Source organism: Paenibacillus massiliensis subsp. panacisoli DSM 21345 (genome assembly GCF_000426545.1).
In the GTDB taxonomy this organism is placed as follows: Bacteria; Bacillota; Bacilli; order Paenibacillales; family Paenibacillaceae; genus Paenibacillus; species Paenibacillus panacisoli.
In genome coordinates this window covers 124,614-144,723 of sequence record NZ_AUFO01000015.1, presented here as the reverse complement: position 1 = coordinate 144,723, position 20,110 = coordinate 124,614, and the positions used below count along the sequence as shown (strand labels likewise).

General features: G+C 49.4%; 19 protein-coding genes and 1 pseudogene. 9 read left to right on the top strand and 11 right to left on the bottom strand.

The features are described 5' to 3' along the window. Window positions 1-45: 45 nt before the first annotated feature. Window positions 46-1,599: an acyl-CoA synthetase gene (locus tag K331_RS0113205; RefSeq protein ID WP_051289827.1), complete on the bottom strand. Its 1,554-nt coding sequence runs from the start codon at window positions 1,597-1,599 to the stop codon at window positions 46-48. 166 nt (window positions 1,600-1,765) lie between these two features. Further along, on the bottom strand, window positions 1,766-2,995 hold the full coding sequence (locus K331_RS0113200) for a serine hydrolase domain-containing protein (RefSeq protein WP_028590670.1): 1,230 nt from the start codon (window positions 2,993-2,995) through the stop codon (window positions 1,766-1,768). Window positions 2,996-3,221: 226 nt separating this feature from the next. Here K331_RS0113200 and K331_RS0113195 point away from each other — a divergent pair, with 226 nt between their 5' ends. Together K331_RS0113195 and K331_RS0113190 are read left to right on the top strand one after the other, a co-directional pair. Further along, on the top strand, window positions 3,222-3,422 hold the full coding sequence (locus tag K331_RS0113195) for a helix-turn-helix transcriptional regulator (protein ID WP_028590669.1): 201 nt from the start codon (window positions 3,222-3,224) through the stop codon (window positions 3,420-3,422). A 2-nt stretch (window positions 3,423-3,424) separates the two neighbouring features. Next, window positions 3,425-3,859, top strand: a complete 435-nt coding sequence (locus K331_RS0113190) for a hypothetical protein (protein ID WP_036634843.1) — start codon at window positions 3,425-3,427, stop codon at window positions 3,857-3,859. A gap of 219 nt (window positions 3,860-4,078) precedes the next feature. On the opposite strand, the gene K331_RS0113185 is transcribed toward K331_RS0113190, so the two are convergent. Then, window positions 4,079-4,840, bottom strand: coding sequence for a MerR family transcriptional regulator (locus K331_RS0113185; protein WP_028590667.1), 762 nt, complete (start codon window positions 4,838-4,840; stop codon window positions 4,079-4,081). A 162-nt stretch (window positions 4,841-5,002) separates the two neighbouring features. On the opposite strand from K331_RS0113185, the gene K331_RS0113180 reads away from it, so the two are divergent. Beyond that, window positions 5,003-7,309: a GDYXXLXY domain-containing protein gene (locus tag K331_RS0113180; RefSeq protein WP_028590666.1), complete on the top strand. Its 2,307-nt coding sequence runs from the start codon at window positions 5,003-5,005 to the stop codon at window positions 7,307-7,309. A 353-nt stretch (window positions 7,310-7,662) separates the two neighbouring features. On the opposite strand, the gene K331_RS32680 is transcribed toward K331_RS0113180, so the two are convergent. The 5 genes from K331_RS32680 to K331_RS0113155 form a co-directional block, all read right to left on the bottom strand. Next, a complete protein-coding gene (locus tag K331_RS32680; RefSeq protein WP_018883865.1) occupies window positions 7,663-7,776 on the bottom strand; it encodes a putative holin-like toxin in 114 nt (37 codons plus the stop codon). A gap of 121 nt (window positions 7,777-7,897) precedes the next feature. Continuing rightward, window positions 7,898-8,830: a dihydroorotate dehydrogenase gene (locus K331_RS0113170; RefSeq protein ID WP_028590665.1), complete on the bottom strand. Its 933-nt coding sequence runs from the start codon at window positions 8,828-8,830 to the stop codon at window positions 7,898-7,900. Continuing rightward, window positions 8,811-9,515: a dihydroorotate dehydrogenase electron transfer subunit gene (locus tag K331_RS0113165; protein WP_028590664.1), complete on the bottom strand. Its 705-nt coding sequence runs from the start codon at window positions 9,513-9,515 to the stop codon at window positions 8,811-8,813. The genes K331_RS0113170 and K331_RS0113165 overlap by 20 nt, the downstream gene beginning before the upstream one ends. Before the next feature lie 236 nt (window positions 9,516-9,751). Then, window positions 9,752-10,294 (bottom strand): guanylate kinase, encoded by a 543-nt coding sequence (locus K331_RS0113160; RefSeq protein ID WP_028590663.1) that lies wholly within the window; start codon window positions 10,292-10,294, stop codon window positions 9,752-9,754. Window positions 10,295-10,436: 142 nt separating this feature from the next. After that, window positions 10,437-11,108 (bottom strand): hypothetical protein, encoded by a 672-nt coding sequence (locus K331_RS0113155; RefSeq protein ID WP_036634840.1) that lies wholly within the window; start codon window positions 11,106-11,108, stop codon window positions 10,437-10,439. A gap of 304 nt (window positions 11,109-11,412) precedes the next feature. Here K331_RS0113155 and K331_RS0113150 point away from each other — a divergent pair, with 304 nt between their 5' ends. From K331_RS0113150 to K331_RS29490, 6 genes and pseudogenes are all read left to right on the top strand, one after another. Continuing rightward, window positions 11,413-12,828, top strand: a complete 1,416-nt coding sequence (locus K331_RS0113150) for a transcriptional regulator (RefSeq protein WP_404821487.1) — start codon at window positions 11,413-11,415, stop codon at window positions 12,826-12,828. 332 nt (window positions 12,829-13,160) lie between these two features. Continuing rightward, complete coding sequence (locus tag K331_RS29500) at window positions 13,161-13,415, top strand: aspartyl-phosphate phosphatase Spo0E family protein (RefSeq protein WP_018883857.1); 255 nt, start codon at window positions 13,161-13,163, stop codon at window positions 13,413-13,415. A 380-nt stretch (window positions 13,416-13,795) separates the two neighbouring features. Further along, on the top strand, window positions 13,796-14,539 hold the full coding sequence (locus tag K331_RS0113140; RefSeq protein WP_028590660.1) for a hypothetical protein: 744 nt from the start codon (window positions 13,796-13,798) through the stop codon (window positions 14,537-14,539). A gap of 191 nt (window positions 14,540-14,730) precedes the next feature. Then, the gene (locus K331_RS32675) at window positions 14,731-14,949 is read left to right on the top strand and encodes a hypothetical protein (protein ID WP_226383591.1); all 219 of its coding nucleotides are present in this window, start codon (window positions 14,731-14,733) and stop codon (window positions 14,947-14,949) included. Next, window positions 14,847-15,077 (top strand): cupin domain-containing protein, encoded by a 231-nt coding sequence (locus tag K331_RS29495; RefSeq protein ID WP_226383594.1) that lies wholly within the window; start codon window positions 14,847-14,849, stop codon window positions 15,075-15,077. Before K331_RS32675 ends, K331_RS29495 begins: the two co-directional genes overlap by 103 nt. Before the next feature lie 175 nt (window positions 15,078-15,252). After that, a pseudogene (locus K331_RS29490) lies at window positions 15,253-16,745 on the top strand (aminotransferase class V-fold PLP-dependent enzyme). 12 nt (window positions 16,746-16,757) lie between these two features. On the opposite strand, the gene K331_RS0113125 reads toward K331_RS29490, so the two are convergent. From K331_RS0113125 to rlmN, 3 genes are all read right to left on the bottom strand, one after another. Further along, window positions 16,758-17,642, bottom strand: a complete 885-nt coding sequence (locus tag K331_RS0113125) for a hypothetical protein (protein ID WP_028590659.1) — start codon at window positions 17,640-17,642, stop codon at window positions 16,758-16,760. A gap of 15 nt (window positions 17,643-17,657) precedes the next feature. Next, entirely contained in the window at window positions 17,658-18,755 is a 1,098-nt protein-coding gene (locus tag K331_RS0113120; protein ID WP_028590658.1) for a glycosyl hydrolase family 8, read from the bottom strand. Between the two features lie 112 nt (window positions 18,756-18,867). After that, window positions 18,868-19,956 (bottom strand): 23S rRNA (adenine(2503)-C(2))-methyltransferase RlmN, encoded by a 1,089-nt coding sequence (gene rlmN / locus K331_RS0113115; protein ID WP_028590657.1) that lies wholly within the window; start codon window positions 19,954-19,956, stop codon window positions 18,868-18,870. Window positions 19,957-20,110 lie beyond the last annotated feature (154 nt).

The following is a 20,110-nucleotide window of genomic DNA, read 5'->3' as shown; positions in this document are numbered from 1 at the left end:
GGCTTGTACCTGATTGCCGACGCTTGGTCCCTTGGCTTAGTCTCTTTACGCTTGGTTATTCTCCCGCTCACGGAGTTCTATCCGTCGAATCTTGCCCGAGCTGGTCTTCGGCAGATCGCTCACGAATTCAAGCTTGCGCGGGTATTTGTAAGGTGCCGTAATGGCCTTTACGTGATTCTGTAGCTCTCTCGCCAGCTCTGGCGAAGCTGCGGATTCATTGCGCAGCACCACGAACGCCTTCACGACATGGCCCCGCATCTCATCGGGACTGGCAACGACCGCACATTCTTTGACCCATTCATGCTTCATGAGCGCTTCCTCGACCTCGAATGGACCGATGGTATAGCCAGAGCTGATAATAATGTCATCCCCGCGGCCTTCGAACCAGAAGTACCCCTCTTCATCCTTGCTGGCCCTGTCTCCCGTGACAAAATAATCTCCGCGCATGCTGGCTTCCTTGCGGCCCGGGTCCAGATAATACGTGCGGAACAAGGCTGGCATGTCTTGGTGGACTGCGATATCACCCACCACCCCTGGTGGCTGAGGCTGCCCATCCTCATCGATAATCTCGATGAGTCCCGGTGTAATGGACTGCCCCATGGAGCCGATCCGAAGCGGTGCATCCTTGAGGCTGCCGATCAGTAGCGTGCTCTCGGTCTGCCCATAGCCATCGCGAATCGTAAGATTGAAATGCCGCTCAAAAATCTCGATCACCTCCTGATTCAGCGGCTCTCCCGCCGATACGGCACTGCGCAGCTTGGATAGATCATAGCCAGGCAGATCCTCTGCCTTCGCCATCAGTCGATATTCGGTAGGCGTGCAGCACAATACCTGAATTCCATATTGCTGGATCAGCTTCAGATAACGTCCGGGCTTGAATCCACCATTGTAGATGAAGCCCGTCGCACCCCGACCCAACACGGACAGGAATGGACTCCAGATCCACTTCTGCCAGCCAGGTGCAGCGGTAGCCCATACGGTATCGGAAGGCTGAATGTCCAGCCACAGGGATGCGGCTATCCGCAGATGAGCGTATCCCCAGCCATGGCTGTGGACCACACCCTTGGGATTGCCCGTCGTTCCCGAGGTATATGCCAGGATCGCCATGTCATCTCGATGAGTCTGCACAGAAATAGGCGTAGCTGGCGCCTCCTGCAAAAGCTCACTCAGATTCACCCAGCCCGATGGTGTCACGAATGCGTCATCCTGCATGCTTGTAGAGGAATGAACGACAATACGGTGTGCGAGGGCGGGCAGATCCGCTTCAATCTTCTGAACCTCCTCCGTCGTATCGGACCAAGCAATGACAGCACGAGCTTCAGAATGCCGCAGGCGATATTCGAGATCCTTGGCTCTCAGCATTTCAGAGGATGGAATAATGACCAGACCCAGCTTGAGACAAGCGATATAGATGATATAGGCAATAATCTGCCTAGGGACCATGACGAGCACACGATCTCCCTTCTCTAGTCCCAGGCCATGGAGTCCAGCCGCCAGACGATTCGCCTTGCCGAGGAGCTCTCCGTATGTAATCTCCTCCATGTCTCCATGGTCGCTGAGCCAGCGCAGCGCTACACGCTCCGCCGGGTGATTCTCCATCTCAGTCGTGAGATTATAATATTCAGGTGCAATCCACTGTTCAAAATTCAAAGACAGGTCTCTCCCTTATGATCAATTGTGTAGCTATGTATATTATACTCCTAAATCCTAGGACCTGGTACTAGGACAATAATATTCTTTTTATCTCCTTAGATAACCTTACTCTCTACCCTTGAGACCCGGGCCAAGAACAGGCTCTGGCTATCTCGCGAATTGCAGCACCCACCACCGACTCCTGCTGAGGTCTGCCGGGGTCCATGTTTGTCAGGACAACCACACCCACTCCCCGCTCTGGAAAAGCCGTCAGCATGCCTTGGAAGCCGATCCCCCAGCCTCTGGACAAGATCTGCAGGACGTCATCGGCGGAGTGCAGGAAGACACCCATCCCCGCAGCTGGCTCACAACCGAAGCCTGTCAGCATATAACGGACCAGATCGGGTCGCAGGAGCGATACGGATTCACCATGCCAGGCTTCCATAAGTGCAGCCAGCATTCGTGCCAGATCCTCCGCCGTGGTCCATAATCCTGCAGCTGCCTGATAAGGATAATAGGCTCGTCTACCAGGGACGACGCTGCCTTGAGCGTTGTGACCTGCCGCAATGCTGCACCCACCTTCTATATCCATGGGCAATGTCCTTCCTTCAGGATCGGCAGCCGAATTCCAGAATGAGGTGTATCGAAGCCCCAGTGGTCCTATGACCAGCTCATCCATGGCCTCCGCAAAAGGCAAACCTGTCACCTGCTCAACGATCAGCTCGATGACGCAATACCCCGCATCCGAGTAGCTGAACCGACTCTCTGGTACATAGCTTACTTTCAGCGGTTGCTGGAGATACCGGGTGCGTCCCGCCAAAATGTCCTCCAGCTCGGGCACCTGATCATCAGGCCGACATGCATCAAAACTGCACTCCGGGTCCTCCAGCCCTCCCTGATGAGCCAGAAGCTGCGATAACGTAACACTGATCTGGTAGCGCGGTCTCTGATCTGACACTTCATCCATATGCTTGACGAGGACATGCTGGTCTACCTCCTTACCACGATCTCCGATCATGTCCTTTTCCCGTTCATGACCCATGTCCTGTTCCATAGAATTCCTCATGTTCGGGCCTTCTGTCAGCTTCCAGGACTCAAGATACTCGTTCACATCTGCATCCAGTCTGAGCCGCTCCTGCTGCACAAGACGTAGCACTCCTAATGCTGTCACCATTTTACTCATGGAACAGGCATGGAACAGACTATTTCGCGCTACTGGACGATCATTGCCTCTCTCTAGCGTTCCTAGCCCCTCACTCCACGCGATCTGTCCACCCTGCAGGACAGCCACGCTCATCCCCGGAGTACCGTGTTCCTCCATAAGACTGGAGAGAGCTATCTTCAACTCAGCGTATCGGTTCATTGTTCTCAGCTTCCTTCTCCTGTCATCTAGGCCAACTTCATGCGCTCTACCCCATAAATTCTATCCTCTACCCGTGGGGGATGGATATGATTATATTCCCTTAATACGGAAGAGGTATTAGGGGTATAGGAGTATAGGGTATTAAAAATGAGAATAATGCAATTTATATATTCCATTATGGAATATATATGTTACAATCTAAAGTAGATGGGAGGTGCTGTCTTCATTGGACAACCGGGTCAAACTTGCCAGACTGGCTGCGGGGCTGACCCAGCAGGAGCTTGCCGCCAAGACAGGCATCACAAGACAGACGATTAGCCTCATTGAGAAGGGAAGCTACAATCCCTCGCTCAAATTATGTCTTGATATTTGTCACGAAGTAGGCAAATCACTGGATGAGTTATTTTGGAAGGATAAGGAGGAATAACGATGTTCAAGAAAATTACAGACGAACGGCTGGTACTTGCACAGCTTAAGCATATCAAGCTCGCTTTTATGGTGCAGTCCCTGGGAATTCTGGCTATACTGGGCTATCAGGCAGTGTCGGAGGGCCCCCGTCAGATGATCGCCAATCCATTGTGGCTTGTATTCATGCTAACTGCGGTGGTACTCGGTTATGCTCAACTGCATATTTCTGTAGATCATGAGGAGCCAAAGACGGCTTCCCTCAGACCCTACTCCTATAAAGTATTGGGATGCCTCATGCTTGGAGTGCTGGTCTTCGTCCTCTACCTGGCGTTATCCAACGATCGACCATGGACCGAGGGTCTGCTGTTGGGGGGCGTTGCCACCCTCTGCACGCTAGCTCCGGTAACGATTGTGCACCGATTGCGCTCGGCTCGTCGTCGCGAGGAGGAAGAGTAATATGTTCACTAGCTCTACCAGGTATGACGATTCGATACAGCATCCACAAGGTCGTCGGCTCGATCACGTCAGCATAAAATATATGCCCAATAAGGCCGCTCCAAGTGCCACCGAAATCATGGACTTTGAAGCGGCCTGCGCTCTTCTTCCTACTGGGCTCCGGCTCACAACTAGCACCACGATTAGATCAACTGTGAGTTTCTTGTCCTTCTTCTCTTGTCAGCTATTCTCTTGTAAGTCCTCCCGCCGAACAGCATAGATCGCCATGGCATCTCGCATGAACACAGCAAGTCCTGCTCCGAATTGATCGATATTGCGGGTAAAACGTTCATCGTCCACATACATCTGCCCCAAGCCCTTGAAGGCCTCCAGCGTATAGCTGTGACTACCCATGCTATTGAGAAATGCATACCACTCCCCGATGGCCTCCTGTGCCTCAGTGCTGTCTGGTACACCATTTCGTAGTGCAGCGAGCCTGAAGTAGATAGCATTCATGCGATCAGACATGGCCTGCTTCTCATCTGCGGGCATTCCCTTGACTTTGGCATTGGCCACGGCTTCATCTCCCCAGCGCTTGCGCGCTTCCTCCTCATAGGGATTACTCCCGAAATCAAAACCCTTAAATTGTTCGCTTGCTGTCATCGTTATCTCTCCTCTTGTAGATTGCAGCGTCTTCTCAATCGTATCAATCATCACATCAAGCCTCCGTCGCTTCTCACGCAGCATATTCTGCTGCAGCTCCAGCGCCTCTACCCGGTCAAAAGAAGGACTGCTCAGAATCTCCTGAATCTGCTTGAGTGGGAAATCCAGCTCCCTGAAAAACAGAATCTGCTGTAGCCGAGCCAGGTCATCCTCCGAGTACAGACGATACCCTGCTGTAGTCACTTCATTGGGGACGAGCAGACCGATCTCATCATAATGATGCAGTGTGCGCACACTAATGCCTGCCAGCTTGGCGACCTCTTTTACTCTCATGGCCATGATTCATCCTCCCTTCACCACTGACTATAAAGTATCACGAAGCGTGAGGGTCAATACCTGAATTCTTACCTGATTTATCATTTGGAGCCAAAGGTAAAGTCCTCTATAATGAAAACATCTACAATCACATTACGCGCAACCGGGAAAGGATCTGTGGAACTCATGTTACGACTTCAAGCGGTGCGACTGGGCTTTCTGCTGGGAATCTCGCTCATTCTGTCAGCCATGATCTATTTCTTCGCTGCGAACTGGGGTGGTATGGATCGGCTGGGGAAAATTTCTCTGGCGACCGGACTTGTCATCCTGTTCTATGGAGTATCCTTTGTGCTGAGCCGCATGAAGGGGCTATTCGGACATCAGCATTTCCTGTCAAATATTGTGCTAGTCGGGGGCTGTATCTCCTTCGGAACGGCGGTTGCCTTATTGGATCAGATCTACAATGCTCACGCCAATAGCTATGTACTGTTTCTGGTCTGGTCCATCCCTGCACTGCTCTTGGCCTGGATTACGCGCTATCCAGCGTTTTATGTATTGTCGTACTTCCTTGTACATCTGGCGCTATGGTTCTACTTCATACCGTCCTCTGTATTCATGGCGTATGAAGAGCCCTATATGCTTATGTATGGATTCATTTTCCTGCTGGTGAATCTGGTGCTATTCATCCTGATCGAGAGTCGCAGACTACGTTCACCCGCCTTGCGTATACTTAGCTTCGTCGTACTGCACATTACGCTCTGGTTCCTGTCCAACTCCTTCTATTACGAGACCTATGGAGTGTATCTAAATGTGCTCTGGGTGGGGATGCTGGCAGCAGGCTTCTATTACTTCCTTCATGTGCGTTTCAATACGACCTTCGTAGCTCTGAATGCACTGGCTGTCTCGGGCTTCGCGGTCTTCAAATTCATTGAGCTGACGGTGTATCACTCGTCGACGCTATTTTTTCTGTACGGCCTGATCTTCGTCGCAGCGCTGCTGACGGGAAATGTACTGTTCTTCCGCTATTTGCGCAGGCTGGAGCAGTCCAGAAATGCCGAATCTGGTGTCGATGAAGCACACACTGATCGGGAGATCGCTGCCCCGGCAGACAGCTTAGAATCGAAGCCTGTACCATCAGATTCGACACACGATGCACGTTCGATCATGAGCGTACTCGTATCCCGAATCATTAAGATCGTAGGGATTCTGATCGGAAGCATTTCCCTGATCGGGCTAGCGCTCATTACCACCGGACTGTCGCATCCAGAGTATGGATTGCTCGCTCTGAGTCTAATCTTCATGGTCTCCATGACGATATGGCGTTCCGTGGATTCCGTGATTCGTTATACAATGCTCTGCATCGGGTACATTATCGGGGTCATCGCTGCACTATGGATAGATAACCTCGCTGTATCCATGATCATCACGTTATTGATCGGACTTGGATGGCTGCGCTCCGAAGGACGGACACAGCTATGGGCCACGCATGCCATCTGGAATCTCAGCATGGGCATGATGCTGTATCAGCTGCTGGACGACGTACCGCGCAGCTTCACTTACATGATGATGATATTGGCTCTGATCAACGGAGGACTTCTGGCTGCTCACTCCCGTCTGACAGCCCCGTCCTTGCATGAGAATGCACGCAAGCATCTCGGAGAAAGCAGCTTGTTCTTCACGCTGCTCTTCCTGCTGTGGCTGACTTTCCTACAGTCCGCGATTTCTTACGGTCACTTAATGTTCAATATTTTGAACTTTATTGTAGTCACTTATCTGGCATTCCGATACCTCCAGCAGCATAGGATACTTCATGCGACTATAAGCGTGGTGTTCTGGTTCTTGTTTATCGGCTTCCAGTATTATGACCTTCTATGGCCCTTGCTGCACAAGTCTCTGACACTGGCTCTCTTGGGTATCCTTGCGCTGGCGCTCGCTTATATAGCTGCCCGTCGGGCCGCAGATAGCTCCGAGGCCGCTGACTCCATACCGCACAACAGCTTGATTCGCAGACGTACGATTGCCATCGGGCTGGTGATTCTACTGCAGTTGGCTTACATCGGCTCTGTGACAGTCTACAAGGAGACACTGCTGCAGTCAGGAACAACAGTGAAGCTGGAGCTCATGCCAGTGGACCCCCGCTCACTGCTGCAAGGGGACTATGTACAACTGGGCTATACCATCTCAAATCCGCCATCTCCAGCACAGGAGAAGCTGATTGCAATGCCTTATAGAGCACGGGTAAGCGTCGTGCTTGCCCCGGGTGCCGACGGGGTCTACACCTTCCAACGACTATATCAGCCTGGTGAGACGCTTGAGACCGGAGAGCTCGTGCTGAACGGCAGGATGTCCGGAGGTGGTGGGATCTACTATGGGATTGAGAGCTATTTTGTGCCAGAAGGCACTGGATTGGATGTACAGACAAATGCCCGCTATGCTCACATCCGTATCAGCGCTGCCGGGGATGCCATTCTGGAGAGCGTAGGGCAGGATTAATGTGGATGGGATTGAGACCTACTCCTGTAGACAATAGCCCATGAAAGCTGCAGATTAAGGCGTATGCTCCGTTGTCAATATGACCAACTTTGTGATAAAATGTAAAAAGATTGTGTACCCTAAGAATAACATCTGTCGACTTGCTTCACAGAAGACAGACCGCACTTAGCGGAAGTTTTTCTTATGATGATAGAATGGTTAGCTCCACTGTAGACAGATTATATTCTATCGTCTATAGAAAAAGAGTAAGGATGTTGGCGCATCCTTACTCTTCGGCAACAGTCCGCTTACAAGGGCGGTAGGCTGCAGGCATTGGTACATGAGATAGACCGCTTACCTTTCGACAGGGCGGTCTATTTCTTTTTGTCTTGGGTCAGTGCAACGACAATGGTGACGACAAGTCCAATCAGCGCAATCAGCAGCGAACCGAACGTCATCATGAGTGTCAGTGCATCCTTCACCTCCACAGGCTTCACCTCCCCTACAGGAGACTAGCCGACCGCCCATCTAAGCCATTCTGTTGTTATGGAATATTATAACATATACCTTAGTTTTAGAGAACGAAAAAGCGAACAAAAATATATAAAACTATACAATTCCTCTAATCTCATCCAGAGCTTGTACTTTTTCTTGACTCATCCATGCTTCCAGGCCTGAGATCAGCTCCACCCCTGCTCGCAGATTCATGAAATTATACGTCCCTACCTGCACGGCAGCAGCCCCTGCCATGATGAATTCTACGATATCCTCAGCGGAGGTGATGCCTCCCATTCCTATGACCGGAATGCGCACCGCTTGGGCTGTCTGATGGACCATCCGTAGAGCGATTGGCTTGATCGCTGGTCCCGATAGACCTGCATAAGTCTGCTGAAAGGCACTGCGACGGCGACGGATATCAATCTTCATGGCCTGAAAGGTATTGACCAGCGAGATACCGTCCGCCCCCTCCTCTTCACACATGACCGCCATAGCCGTCAAATCCTCCGCTCCTGGAGACAGCTTCACGATCAGCGGAAGGGCTGTTGCCATTCGTACCGCTCGTACGACCTGACGAGCCACCTCTGTGCGGATACCGAACTGCATACCGCCCTCCTTCACATTCGGGCAGGAAATATTGAGCTCTAGCATGTCCGCTGTCCGTAGTCCTTCCCGACGCTGAGCAGCACAGGCATCATTGATAATACTCGCAGCTTTTACGTACTCTTCGATGTCGGCTCCTCCAAGATTGATCATAACCGCGGTATCCCATTGTGTCATGGACTCCAGTTCATCCCTTAGAAAGGCCTCCACTCCCGGATTCTCCAGACCTACACTGTTCATCATTCCTGACGCCGTCTCTTGCATCCGCGAGCCTTTGTTGCCCGCGCGAGGGTGAAGCGTAATGCCCTTGCCAGAAATACCTCCCAGTAGACAAGGATCATAGAACTGCGCATATTCCCGGCCAAAGCCGAAGGTACCGGAGGCCATAATGACCGGATTCTTCAGCTCTACCCCTGCTATATTACAGGTCATGGAGTGCATTCCAATCCACCTCCCCTGCTTCAAATACGGGCCCATCCTTGCATACCTTGCGATTGCCATGGGTTCCTTGCACAGAGCATACCAGACAGGCTCCTATCCCACAGGCCATACGCTTCTCAGCAGACAGGAACAATCGTACTCCAGTCCCCTCTACCTTGTGAGCCAGCGCCTCCAGCATCAGATGTGGACCACAGGCAAAAATATACTCATAGCGCTCAGGCTGGACATGCTCCAAAATACTCTCGGCACCTACCGTAACCGTGACCTGACTTGTCCGTTCCTCAAAAGCAGACACGCCAAAGGCCGCTGTCGAAAATCCCAGAAATACCTCAGCCTGTGTATACCGCTTGGCAGCCATATATAGAGGTACTGTTCCCATGCCTCCCCCTACCAGTGCTATGCGGCCTTCCACCTCGGGGAAGCCTTGACCAAATGGTCCTTCCAGTTGGACCTCGTCTCCTGGCTGCAATCCGGAGAGTAGCTCTGTCCCCGTGCCGACGATTCGGAACATGAATGCGATATAGCCGTCCCCTATGTCATATATACTGATCGGACGTGACAACACGGGAAAGCTGTCCCAGCAGCGCAGCATATAAAATTGCCCCATCGCGCCTGCATAATCGCCTTCCACCTTCAACACACTGATATCCGGAGCATACCGGACATTTGAGATTACTTTAGCCACAGTGAACCTCCCCTTTTGCATTCCTCTCACTATAATACAAAGGGCGGATTTCACATGTGAAATGAATCACTCACCTTCAAAATGGGCGCAGGATCATGCTATAGTTATTCAATTAACCGATGATCTGGAAGTATATCACACAAGCCACTGTCATAGGATTAACCTATTCACAGTGGCTGTGTTCATTTCGCGGGCCCTTGTTCAGCCTTTCCGCCCCGCACAAAATACTACATCAACTACTTTAACAGTGCCTGCTTCAGAAGTTGGATTACACCCTCGGCCTTCTGCAGCTGTTCATCATTATTATTAATGATTAGATCACACTGCCCCAAACTTTGTGTCTCCTGATCAAAGCCCATGAGACGGCGCTCGATCTCCTCAGGAGAGCTCTGGCGCTCCAGCAGTCGCTTGTGAATCTGCTCCCGGTCTGCTGCGATGCCAATTAGAAGCGTCTGGTCAGGAAAAAGCGCCTTCACCACTGCTGCCCCCTGTGCATCCATAACAGTAGAGACGGTCATTCCTCCCTCTATGGCCTCTTGCAGTGAGCGAAGTGAAGTTCCGTATAGCTCCCCGTGATAGGTAGACATCTCTGCCATACCACCTTGTCTGTACATTGACTCAAGCTCTTCTCGCGTAGCGAAGAAATAATGCTGTCCATGCTTCTCACCGTCCCGAGGTGGTCTAGACGTCCAGGTGACTACGCGCGGCAGTCCCAGCATAGCCTGAAGCGTGCTTTTACCCGAAGCGCTTGGCCCTTGAAAAATAACAATACGATACATGTACGTCCTCCACATTCCTGAACTACTTCTATTCCCGTCTTTAAAAGTATCAAGATCGTGCAACAGTATTCCCCGTGAAGAGGCCTTGGTTACAGTCACTTGTGTGTCTATCTCATTTCTCGCCTAAACGATGATATCCTGCTCAGGATTCCAACTGCAATACTGACAACACCTCGCGAACCAGCGGCTTCAGCGGATGCCCGATCAGGTTCCCCCTGTGATCCACCTGTCCTTTCACAGTATCTACCATAGATAGCTGAGCTACAGAGAGTCTATAATCAGGTTTCTGCTCTAGCAGCAAGCGAATATGCTCCGATATAACAACATCATACGTTTCCTTGTCTCCCTGCATAAGGAGTGGAAAGGCCCCGTCAATGACCTCCGTATCCACCTGTACAGTCTGACCTGAACGGACGGCATATTGCTGTAAACGGCTCATCGTCCCCTGTACCGTCTCAGGGTTGGTGAACAGGAGTAGCTGAGGGGTATTCGTACGGCAAAGCTCCACAAAATAAGGCTCATCAATCGTCAGGATCGGAATATCGGTGGATATGGGATCGCTGAGTTGTGACAACAGAGCAGCGTAGTAGGTACAGGTGATCAGAATCGCATCCAGTTGGCATCGCTGCATCCAATCCAATTGCTCCCTAACACGCCGCTTCGCCCCCTCCTCACCCGGATCGCGCTCTGGGTCTGAGCTGTATACAAGCCCTGGGTCTACAAAATGCATCCACTGAATCCCTTTATCGTGAAATGCTTCTTCAATATAGGAGATATTCGAATAGTGAGCATGCAGACAGCCCATTCGTTTCATCGTCCTCTCCTCCTTCTTTATGAACTGAACTGGAGTTTATTTTAGCATAGCTGGATAAGGTCGAAGAGAGAAGAAAGCCTCTTATCCAACCCAGATTAATAGAAATTTGAAGAAAACAATTGACCGACGTCCAATAAATGGTTATATTTGTAACAATCATAAGGAAAAAAATTACATATGAATTTGATGATGGATTGAAGACAAGGCTCCCTTACATAGTAGCGTTCTTTTAGTTAAAAATTTAATAAATTATTCCAAACGTATATCTGGACGATCATCAGATCCTAATGTTAAGCTTTAAGGGGTGGTTATATTGGCACAGGCAACCACGATTCGCACAGAACTTGAGAACTACATGGAGTTGAAAGCACTTAATATTAGTCAACTGGGAAAAATCTCAGGCCTTAATCCAGGAACGATCAGTTCAATTCTAAGCGGTAACAAAGTGATTGCCGTGGACCAGCTTGACCGCATTACCACCGTAATGGGGCTGGAGCATGGGCATTTTTACGAACAGTACATTGAAGAATGTCTTATCAATGCGCCACTGAACTGGCGGAGGATCAGACCCTTCCTGTATCGATGTGCTGAGCTCGGCAAGCTGAGCTGTATGGAGAAGGCTGTAGCCCTGCTAATTGATAATTTGACGTACTCTCCATTATTGTTCGAGACGGCCGAGGATTTCTTTCAGGATAACAAGCGTGAAGCTGCGGCAATCCTTTACGATGTCGTTGCCTCCAGTGAGCGCAGACAGCATTCAGAGCGCCTGGCTCTATGTCAATATCGTCTCTTCTCCTTAAGATTGGGAGAGGATCATTCCAAGAATCTGCAAGCCGCCATTCAGTTCGAGCCGTTCGTCGAGCGTCTGGATGAGATTGATCAGTTGGATGCACTCAAGGATCTGGCTAATACCTATCGTTCCTTGCGACGGTGGGATAAGGTTGAAGAGGTCGCCAAAGAAATGGGTAGAAAAGCAGAGATTCTGTATTTCATGTCGCAGAGTTCAAGAAGGCGCAGAACGGCCGATGAGAAAACAACTACTAGACCACTATTTACTTATATTGCATACTCTCAGTTACTTCAAGCCAGCGTCTGTGAATTTAATAAAGATTACAAAAAAGCATTAGAACATACCTATGAATATGCAGATTTGGAATGGGTTATGGAAACTGACTCTGAGACAGAGCACTGGAAGTCACTTTTTCTAGAGTGGGCTCATGCCAATACCATTGTGAACAAACTGTTGTCCGGCGATGTAAGCATACTCCCTGAATATATTGCATACATTGAAGCAAAGCAGCATGAAATCTCATCTGCGTTGATCAATATCGTTGTAGTTGCTAACCGCTACAATGTTGATATTAATCATATTCTTGATAAGTACAAACCAGAGATTAAAAACTGGATTGCGGACCCTCAACAAACTCTTGGTACCTATACTGAACAGGTTGTTTCTGAAAGACTCACTCGTTTTTTATACGAAATCTCCTATTACTATTTAAATAAAGATACTTTCTCATATGGATTTCAATACCTACTGGACGGATTCAATAAATCTATTGTGATCAATAATGCTGACTATACTTTTAAATTTGTTCAGCTGTTTGAACGTTATCGCGATTTTGCCACGATTGATATTCAATCTAGATACCAACACATTCTTTTTTCTGAAGGAGAAAAATATGAAAAGAAAACTAATAATTGGGGTTGCACTGACTAGCATCTTATTTATATCTTTGATCCCAGTACGTCCTACACTCCCTCCGATTACTCCTTTTGATCAACACGGTGGAATATAACTGTCAAATACCTTTAAGAACAATGGGCCTCAGTCTCATTGTTTTTTTTGTTAGTTAATTCTTTATTTACCGTATCAGCCTCATTCAAGTCCAGTTCGCATGACACTCCAACCTGCAACTGGATATGTAACATGTCCAAATTATTTACACCCAGATATAGACATATCCCCCTAAACTAAGGATGTGGGATTCTAGCTACTGATAGATACGGCCCACACACACAGAATAACCCAACAGAAGGAGGTGTGTAGGGTTGATCCATCAGAAGTCCTTGCAGCAGAGCATTGATGTAGCTCGACAGCAGCTCTATAACCTGGCCAAGCACTATGATCTGAGTCACCCGATTGTGTTGAAGCAATCCATGGTATTGGACGAGCTTATTAATAAATACAATCGCTTGACTTATAAACGGAGTCCTCGCCCGCTCAGTAACAACAACGAGATTCATGAAGAGAGTGCGGCCTATACACTATCCTATTCGAAGAGCTATTTGATGCCTACCACATGACCATAATCTGTTCAGCCAAACTAATCCTATATCATAGACAGTCAGATGTCCGCTATTAATCCCATGTGGGAGCAACGTCCCCTTGTTCATCTGGCTGTTTTTTTGTGCTGTCTTACGAACCTCACTCCAGTTCACGTATATCCATAGCCCTCCCCCACTTCCCACCTTTGGTGATCTCATGCATCTATCGTTCTCGCATCACTCCGCCCCAACTCCATACATAACGCCCTACATCTTCAACAATTACTCAACTTACCTTCAGTCTAAATTCAGCTTCGCAGCCGATGAACTGCTCTGTGGGCGCTGCAATAGGGCGTTGAATGTGAAAGAGGATAGACAACAAACCAAATTGATCACGCTGAAAGGAAAGGGACTCCACTATGTCTATTAGAACCGACTATTACCGTAATCTCTTATCTTACACAACTGCAGAATACGGGAGTGTAAACCATGCACAGAAAAACTCTCCTGCACTGCCTCCCAAGCCTGCGGGACAAGAACAAGGAAATCACGACTCGCTGCAGTTAAGTGCAGAATACACCGAACACACGTCTGGAGAGCAAGCCATTACTCCAACAGGTACCTACAGTAGGCCACCACGCCCGGAACCGCTGACCACGGATCAGGAGAAATCCTTGCTCAGCTCGATCCAGCAAGCTATTGCAGAGGCCTCAACGTCCAGCTTGGTCACAGGGCAATCATCCAGAGGAACAGAAGAGGAGATCGATCCATTTGCGGAGCTGCAGAATATTTTGACGGATTTTGATGCCTCGGTAGCTACAGATGAGGAAGTATCCGGGCTGTTTGATCAGGTTATGGAGCTTATGGAGAGCCTGAGACCACAGCCGCCAATGAAGCAAGCAGAGGAAGAGGCAAGTGATTTTAGCGGGATTCCTTCGGAACTGTTAGCCATGAACGGTATGCTGCCTCCGTTCGTCATGAATCTCAACTCTGCCTTCGCAGATCAGGACAATGATTCCACCAAGCTGAGCCCAGAGGACAAACGCATACTACTGTCAGAGCTGAGCGAGCTGGATACAGCAGCAACAGATGAAGAGATTGGCGCCTGGTATGAGGAGCTGACGAAGTTAATTCAGAATTCCACATCTAGCACAGAGCTGTAAGCACCAACGAGTCTATGCAGCTAGCCCACACCGAATGTGATATGCAGCATCAACGAGCACTAGCATTGTCTCAAGAGATGAGGAACGTACGCAGGCTTTGTCCGAATCTTTAGCGAAATACCAATTTGAACGATTAAGCTCCGAGACAAATATGTGGTTGTTTTTAGGAATTTCTATAGGAGGGATAAAGGATGATTGTCAGAAATTTTTTGGAGGCACCGCTGCGAATCGCCAGCAGCCATCAGGGCAAAGGAGAGGTGAAATCCGTCAAGCTGTTCGGTAAAGAGGATTATGACAGTAAGCTACAATTTTTCTACTACATGGAGCTTCCCCAGGCACGTCTATCGGCTATCACGAGCACAAGCAAAATGAGGAGGTGTACGTGGTTCTGGAGGGTCAGGGACGAATGACGGTAAACGGGGAGGAGAGGGATGTAAAGCCAGGAGATGTGATACTGAATAAACCGAATTGGAGTCACGGGCTGGAAAATGCTTCAGACTCTATTGTTCGGTTGCTGGTATATGAGGCAAATTGCTGAGTAGTCAGCTTCGGAGGCACAAACGCAAGTGCAAGCTCCGGTGTATCTTGCCTAGTGGGTATCTGCACATGGACGTTAGCATTTAAGTCGGAACAGTGAAAATCCTTAGCTTTCATTAACCTTTGGGCACCTTCCAGCGTAGGCTACATAGCAGACTGAATGCAAAAGGAGGCTCATGATGCTCCAGGCAATAATCGGCCATGCCGCCTATGCGCCGCGCAGTACATCGGAGGATTATTTCCAATGGTATCGTAATCAGGTCATCGGCCAGCACCACATCTTCGCGACGCCATACGGGAAACAAAGATTGCTATATACTGACTGGACGGCCAGCGGACGACTGTATCGTCCAATCGAAGATTACATGATTCATGACATAGGACCGTTAGTTGCCAACACCCATACAGGCTCGAATCTTACCAGCGCAGCCATGACAGATGCCTATCATGAGGCTAAAGCGATGATCAAGAGACATGTCCATGCAGATGAACAGGAATGACCGGTGCAGTTCACAAGCTGCAGCATCTGTTGGGCTTGAAAAAAACGCCGCTCCTGCCTCTGGCATCTGAGGATCGTCCGCTGATCATAGTCACACATATGGAGCATCATTCGAATCAAATTTCCTGGGCGGAGACCTATGCGGAGGTGTGGTGCCTTCCACCTGGACCAGATGGATTGGTCGATCTGAACGCTCTTGAGGCCGTGCTCCACCAACACCGTGAGCGCAAGTATAAGATCGGCGCTTTTACAGCCTGCTCGAACGTAACAGGCCTCCGCACTCCATACCATGATATGGCCCGCATTATGCATGAGCACGGTGGCATTTGTGTCGTGGATTTCGCAGCAAGTGCACCATATGAGACGATTCGCATGCATACAAGTGATCCGCTGGAGCAACTGGATGCAATCTGCTTCTCACCACACAAGTTCCTCGGTGGCCCGGGTAGCTGTGGCGTGCTGATTATGAATTCCGGGTTATATACCAGTTCAATACCGGAACAGCCCGGAGGTGGAACTGTATCGTGGACGAATCCATGGGGAGAGCATCGCTATCTAGGTGATATTGAAGCGCGAGAGGACGGAGGAACACCGGGATTCCTGCAAGCTATCCGTGCGGCACTAGCAATTCGTCTGAAGGAGCAGATGGGTATAAGTCGCATCGAACAGCGTGAACGGCAGCTCACTACGCGACTGCTTCAAGGGCTGAGTCGTATCAGCCGAGTCTCTGTACTGGCAGGACAGCATAAGGATCGTGCAGGTATTGTATCTCTACTGATTGAGGGAGTTCACTATAATCTGGCTGTACGTCTACTGAACGATCGCTTCGGGATTCAGGCACGAGGAGGCTGCTCATGTGCTGGCACCTATGGACACTATCTGCTCCAGCTTGGACCATCTGAGTCTAAGGCCATGACAGATCAGATTGACCAGGGCAACATGTCGCTCAAGCTTGGTTGGGTGAGAATATCACTGCATCCAGTGATGACAGATCAGGAGATCGAATACATTTTATCTGCGATTGAGGCAATCGCAGATCACGGCGCACAATGGCAATCAGACTACGTATATGACGCAAGCACAAATGAATGGCAGTACTACGGGGATTCCGATCATCAGGGACAGACAGTGAGCATAGGGCATCCGTTATCCTTGTTAAACGCATTTTAGCCAAAGATAATCCTACCTTATTACTGACAGCCCCTGAACATCCGGATCTGTTCGTGAATGGTGTTCCAGCTCGGTAATGACAGTATCAATGCATGGGTACTGCTCCCATTGCTCCAGCTGAAACACCATAGCTCCGGAACGAACAATAATCTGTATATGATGTCCCTGGCTGTTAATATACTCCACCTGCATCAGAGCAGCCTTTAGCCGCCCAATGAGCAATTGTACGTAATCCTCATTCATCATAGGACATAGAATGACGAACCTCCCCTCTCCTATGAAGAAGGTGTAGTCATCGAATCTTAGCTCCCTCTGAATCGAATTCGATAGATCCATCAACAATCGTGCACAGCCTACAGAATCTAGTGGCTCCGTATCCGCTGGCTGCGGCTTTACCTTGAACATCATGATGCACAGACTATAGCATTCAGGAAAGCGACGTGCCAGATTGGAGTGCCTCATGACAGCCTCTTGTAACGCTTCCTTATTGCCCAGATTCGTGCATAGTCTGAGACCTGGGCTGGTTGATTGCGGTCCGTATAGACTCTCTGTTGGAGATTCGCGGCGCAAGAGCGTTTGTATACGAGATGCGATGATTGCATTTCCCGGAATAAGGAGCAGCCAGAACAAGTTCCATGCACCGATGTTGTTGTATGAGACAAGCCAGATTGGATAGGCAATCAGGAACATCCCCACACAAATGATGGTCCTACGTACAGAAAGTAACAAGCCAGCGACCAAAGCCACAAGGCTACCTATCAGAAGTAGTAGCTCCGTCAACTGATAGGCACCATGGATACGGCTATGCAGATATAGCGCTACTTGCTGCAAGCTTGAAATACTGATTAAGACAACGTATGCCCAGACGGCTCCTCGCGGCACACTTCTCTTCTTCATAGCTACCACCTCCAGCTATTTTCCCAGCGCCCTCTCAGCCAACAACGGAAGCAGATTATCGAACATATGTGTATTCTGATCAAATACATAGCCTCCAGCATAGGCACCATGATTCGTACGGAAGGTAATCATACGGGCGTACAGCTGCTCAGCCCATGGACGGTCATTCATATCCAGCGCCAAAAGAATGGCCAGCCCATAGACAGCCGGAGATTCATAGTCCACCTGCGCCTGCAATGTGCCTGCCGCATAGCGCCCCTTCAATCCCCCATGCTCAGCGAACTCACGCTTCATGAATTTGATGAGCGCCTCTGGTCTACGACCAGCCTCTACCATGTGGATGCCTACAATCAGCTGGTCAATCAGATTCACCTCGTCCGCGTACTGATATTCCCCGCTTAATACATTGAAGGTTCTAGGGAAGAAGGTCCCATCCTCCGGTAAAGTTAACAGCATTTGCTCATACTGGTTGTATTCCTCCTGTCCAATCCATCCCTTGTCCCGCATGCCGCGCAGGGCAACCGTATCCACATAGACAAGACTTAACGTCTCGGGGACATAGCTATGCTTGAAATCATTAAAGTCAACAAAATAGCCCTGGTTACGTACCTGTTCATGCAATGTCTTGGATATCACTTCAGCAGTCTGCTCGTAAGCTCCTCCTTCCTGCTCCCATACACTGGAGGCCTCTAACAAAGCACGGATGATTCGAAAATCATCTCCCAGGGCATTCGTATTCACGGTAGAGCTTCCATCCGGCTCCAGCTTCCAGGTCACATACTTCTGATCGTTCAGGAAGCGATCCATTAACACACGATAACTACTCTCGAAGAGCTGCTGATCCTCCTTCATGACTGCGTATTCCATCCACAGTCCCAATGACTCCGACAATGCCTCTCGGCCTGCAGGGATATCTGGATGCTCGGATATATCAGCCTGTAGATAGGAGGCCAACGTGCCGTTCGAATTCGTCATATGCTTCAGGATGAATTGCTCTGTGGCACGTGAGGGCTTATCAGACATGCTATTATACCACCACCATCCAAGAGCTACGCCTACCACGACCAGCGTCACTGTACCTGTAAGTATAAGACTGCTTGTACGCCTCTTCATCTCTAGCAATCACATCCCTTAGTTGTCATGTCTTTATCCGAATCATTGTATATGAAAAATCCAAAAAAAGAAGCGCGCCCATCGAGGTACACGCTTCTTCCTCTGCCCGCCCCTAACCGGCTGTTACTTGCTTGCGATCTGCTGCATCCTTCTTCATCTGCTTGCTACGAAGCTGTCCACATGCTGCATCGATATCCGTACCATGTTCAAGCCGTACCGTGCAGTTAATGCCATTCTTCTTCAGAATATCATAGAATGCAACAATAGATTCCTGTTCGCTACGCTGATATTGGCTGTGCTCATCAACAGGATTGTAGGGGATAAGATTAATACTAGAGCTTCCACGACGAGGTGCAATCAGCCGTGCCAATTCGACTGCATCCTCTCTGCGGTCGTTCACATCCTTGAGTAGGATATATTCGAACATCACCCGGCGCTTCGTGCGCTCCACATAATAATCGACAGCCTCCATCAGCTGCTCGATCGGGAAAGCACGATTAATCTTCATAATTCGTGTCCGCAGATCATTGGTAGCAGCATGCAGAGAGATCGCCAAGTGCACCTGCAGGTCACTATCCGCGAATTCCTTGATCTTCTCTGGCAGACCACTTGTTGAGACCGTTATACGCTTTGGCCCGATAGCCAAGCCCTTGTGGTCCTTAATAATACGGACGAAGTTAGATACATGCTCAAAGTTATCCAGTGGCTCGCCAATTCCCATCACCACAATGTGAGTGACTCGTTCATCTTGTCCGCGCTGATCCAGATACAGTTGTACATTCATCAGCTGCTCCACAATCTCGCCTGCCGACAAATCCCGGCTCTTCTTGATGAGGCCACTGGCACAGAAGCTACACCCGATGTTGCAGCCTACCTGTGTCGTTACACAGACAGACATGCCGTACTTTTGCCGCATCAGCACCGTCTCAATCAGATTGCCATCCTGTAGTCTCAGGAGGAACTTGACCGTGCCGTCTCGCGATTCCTGCTTCACATGCTCACTTAGCGTATGCATGACGAACTGCTCTGACAGCAGCTGTACAATCTCTGGCTTAACCTCTGTCATTCGTTCAAAATCCGTAACTCTCCGGCGGTACAGCTCTTCCCACACCAGTGTGGCCCAGAACTTGGAGTATCCGCGCTCACCCAGCCATCCCGTCAGCTGCTCCAGCGTTAATCCATATATAGAAGGCTTATTCATAGCTATCCTCTTTTCAATCTCCATAATGATCCTCGTATACGACAATTTCAAGCCACTTTATCACAAACACTACTTGCTTTTTGCCCTATTGCTCATTGTCCCAAATTTTAAAGATGAACACAAGAGAGAAAGCATGGGGATTCCTGTTCAGAAT

Bases quoted from the DNA above. Each gene is read 5' to 3' on its own strand.
- K331_RS0113205 (WP_051289827.1), bottom strand. From the start codon at position 1,599: ATGGAGAATCACCCGGCGGAGCGTGTAGCGCTGCGCTGGCTCAGCGAC.
- K331_RS0113200 (WP_028590670.1), bottom strand. From the start codon at position 2,995: ATGAACCGATACGCTGAGTTGAAGATAGCTCTCTCCAGTCTTATGGAG.
- K331_RS0113190 (WP_036634843.1), top strand. From the start codon at position 3,425: ATGTTCAAGAAAATTACAGACGAACGGCTGGTACTTGCACAGCTTAAG.
- K331_RS0113185 (WP_028590667.1), bottom strand. From the start codon at position 4,840: ATGGCCATGAGAGTAAAAGAGGTCGCCAAGCTGGCAGGCATTAGTGTG.
- K331_RS0113180 (WP_028590666.1), top strand. From the start codon at position 5,003: ATGTTACGACTTCAAGCGGTGCGACTGGGCTTTCTGCTGGGAATCTCG.
- K331_RS0113170 (WP_028590665.1), bottom strand. From the start codon at position 8,830: ATGCACTCCATGACCTGTAATATAGCAGGGGTAGAGCTGAAGAATCCG.
- K331_RS0113160 (WP_028590663.1), bottom strand. From the start codon at position 10,294: ATGTATCGTATTGTTATTTTTCAAGGGCCAAGCGCTTCGGGTAAAAGC.
- K331_RS0113155 (WP_036634840.1), bottom strand. From the start codon at position 11,108: ATGAAACGAATGGGCTGTCTGCATGCTCACTATTCGAATATCTCCTAT.
- K331_RS0113140 (WP_028590660.1), top strand. From the start codon at position 13,796: ATGTCTATTAGAACCGACTATTACCGTAATCTCTTATCTTACACAACT.
- K331_RS32675 (WP_226383591.1), top strand. From the start codon at position 14,731: ATGATTGTCAGAAATTTTTTGGAGGCACCGCTGCGAATCGCCAGCAGC.
- K331_RS0113125 (WP_028590659.1), bottom strand. From the start codon at position 17,642: ATGAAGAAGAGAAGTGTGCCGCGAGGAGCCGTCTGGGCATACGTTGTC.
- K331_RS0113120 (WP_028590658.1), bottom strand. From the start codon at position 18,755: ATGAAGAGGCGTACAAGCAGTCTTATACTTACAGGTACAGTGACGCTG.
- rlmN (WP_028590657.1), bottom strand. From the start codon at position 19,956: ATGAATAAGCCTTCTATATATGGATTAACGCTGGAGCAGCTGACGGGA.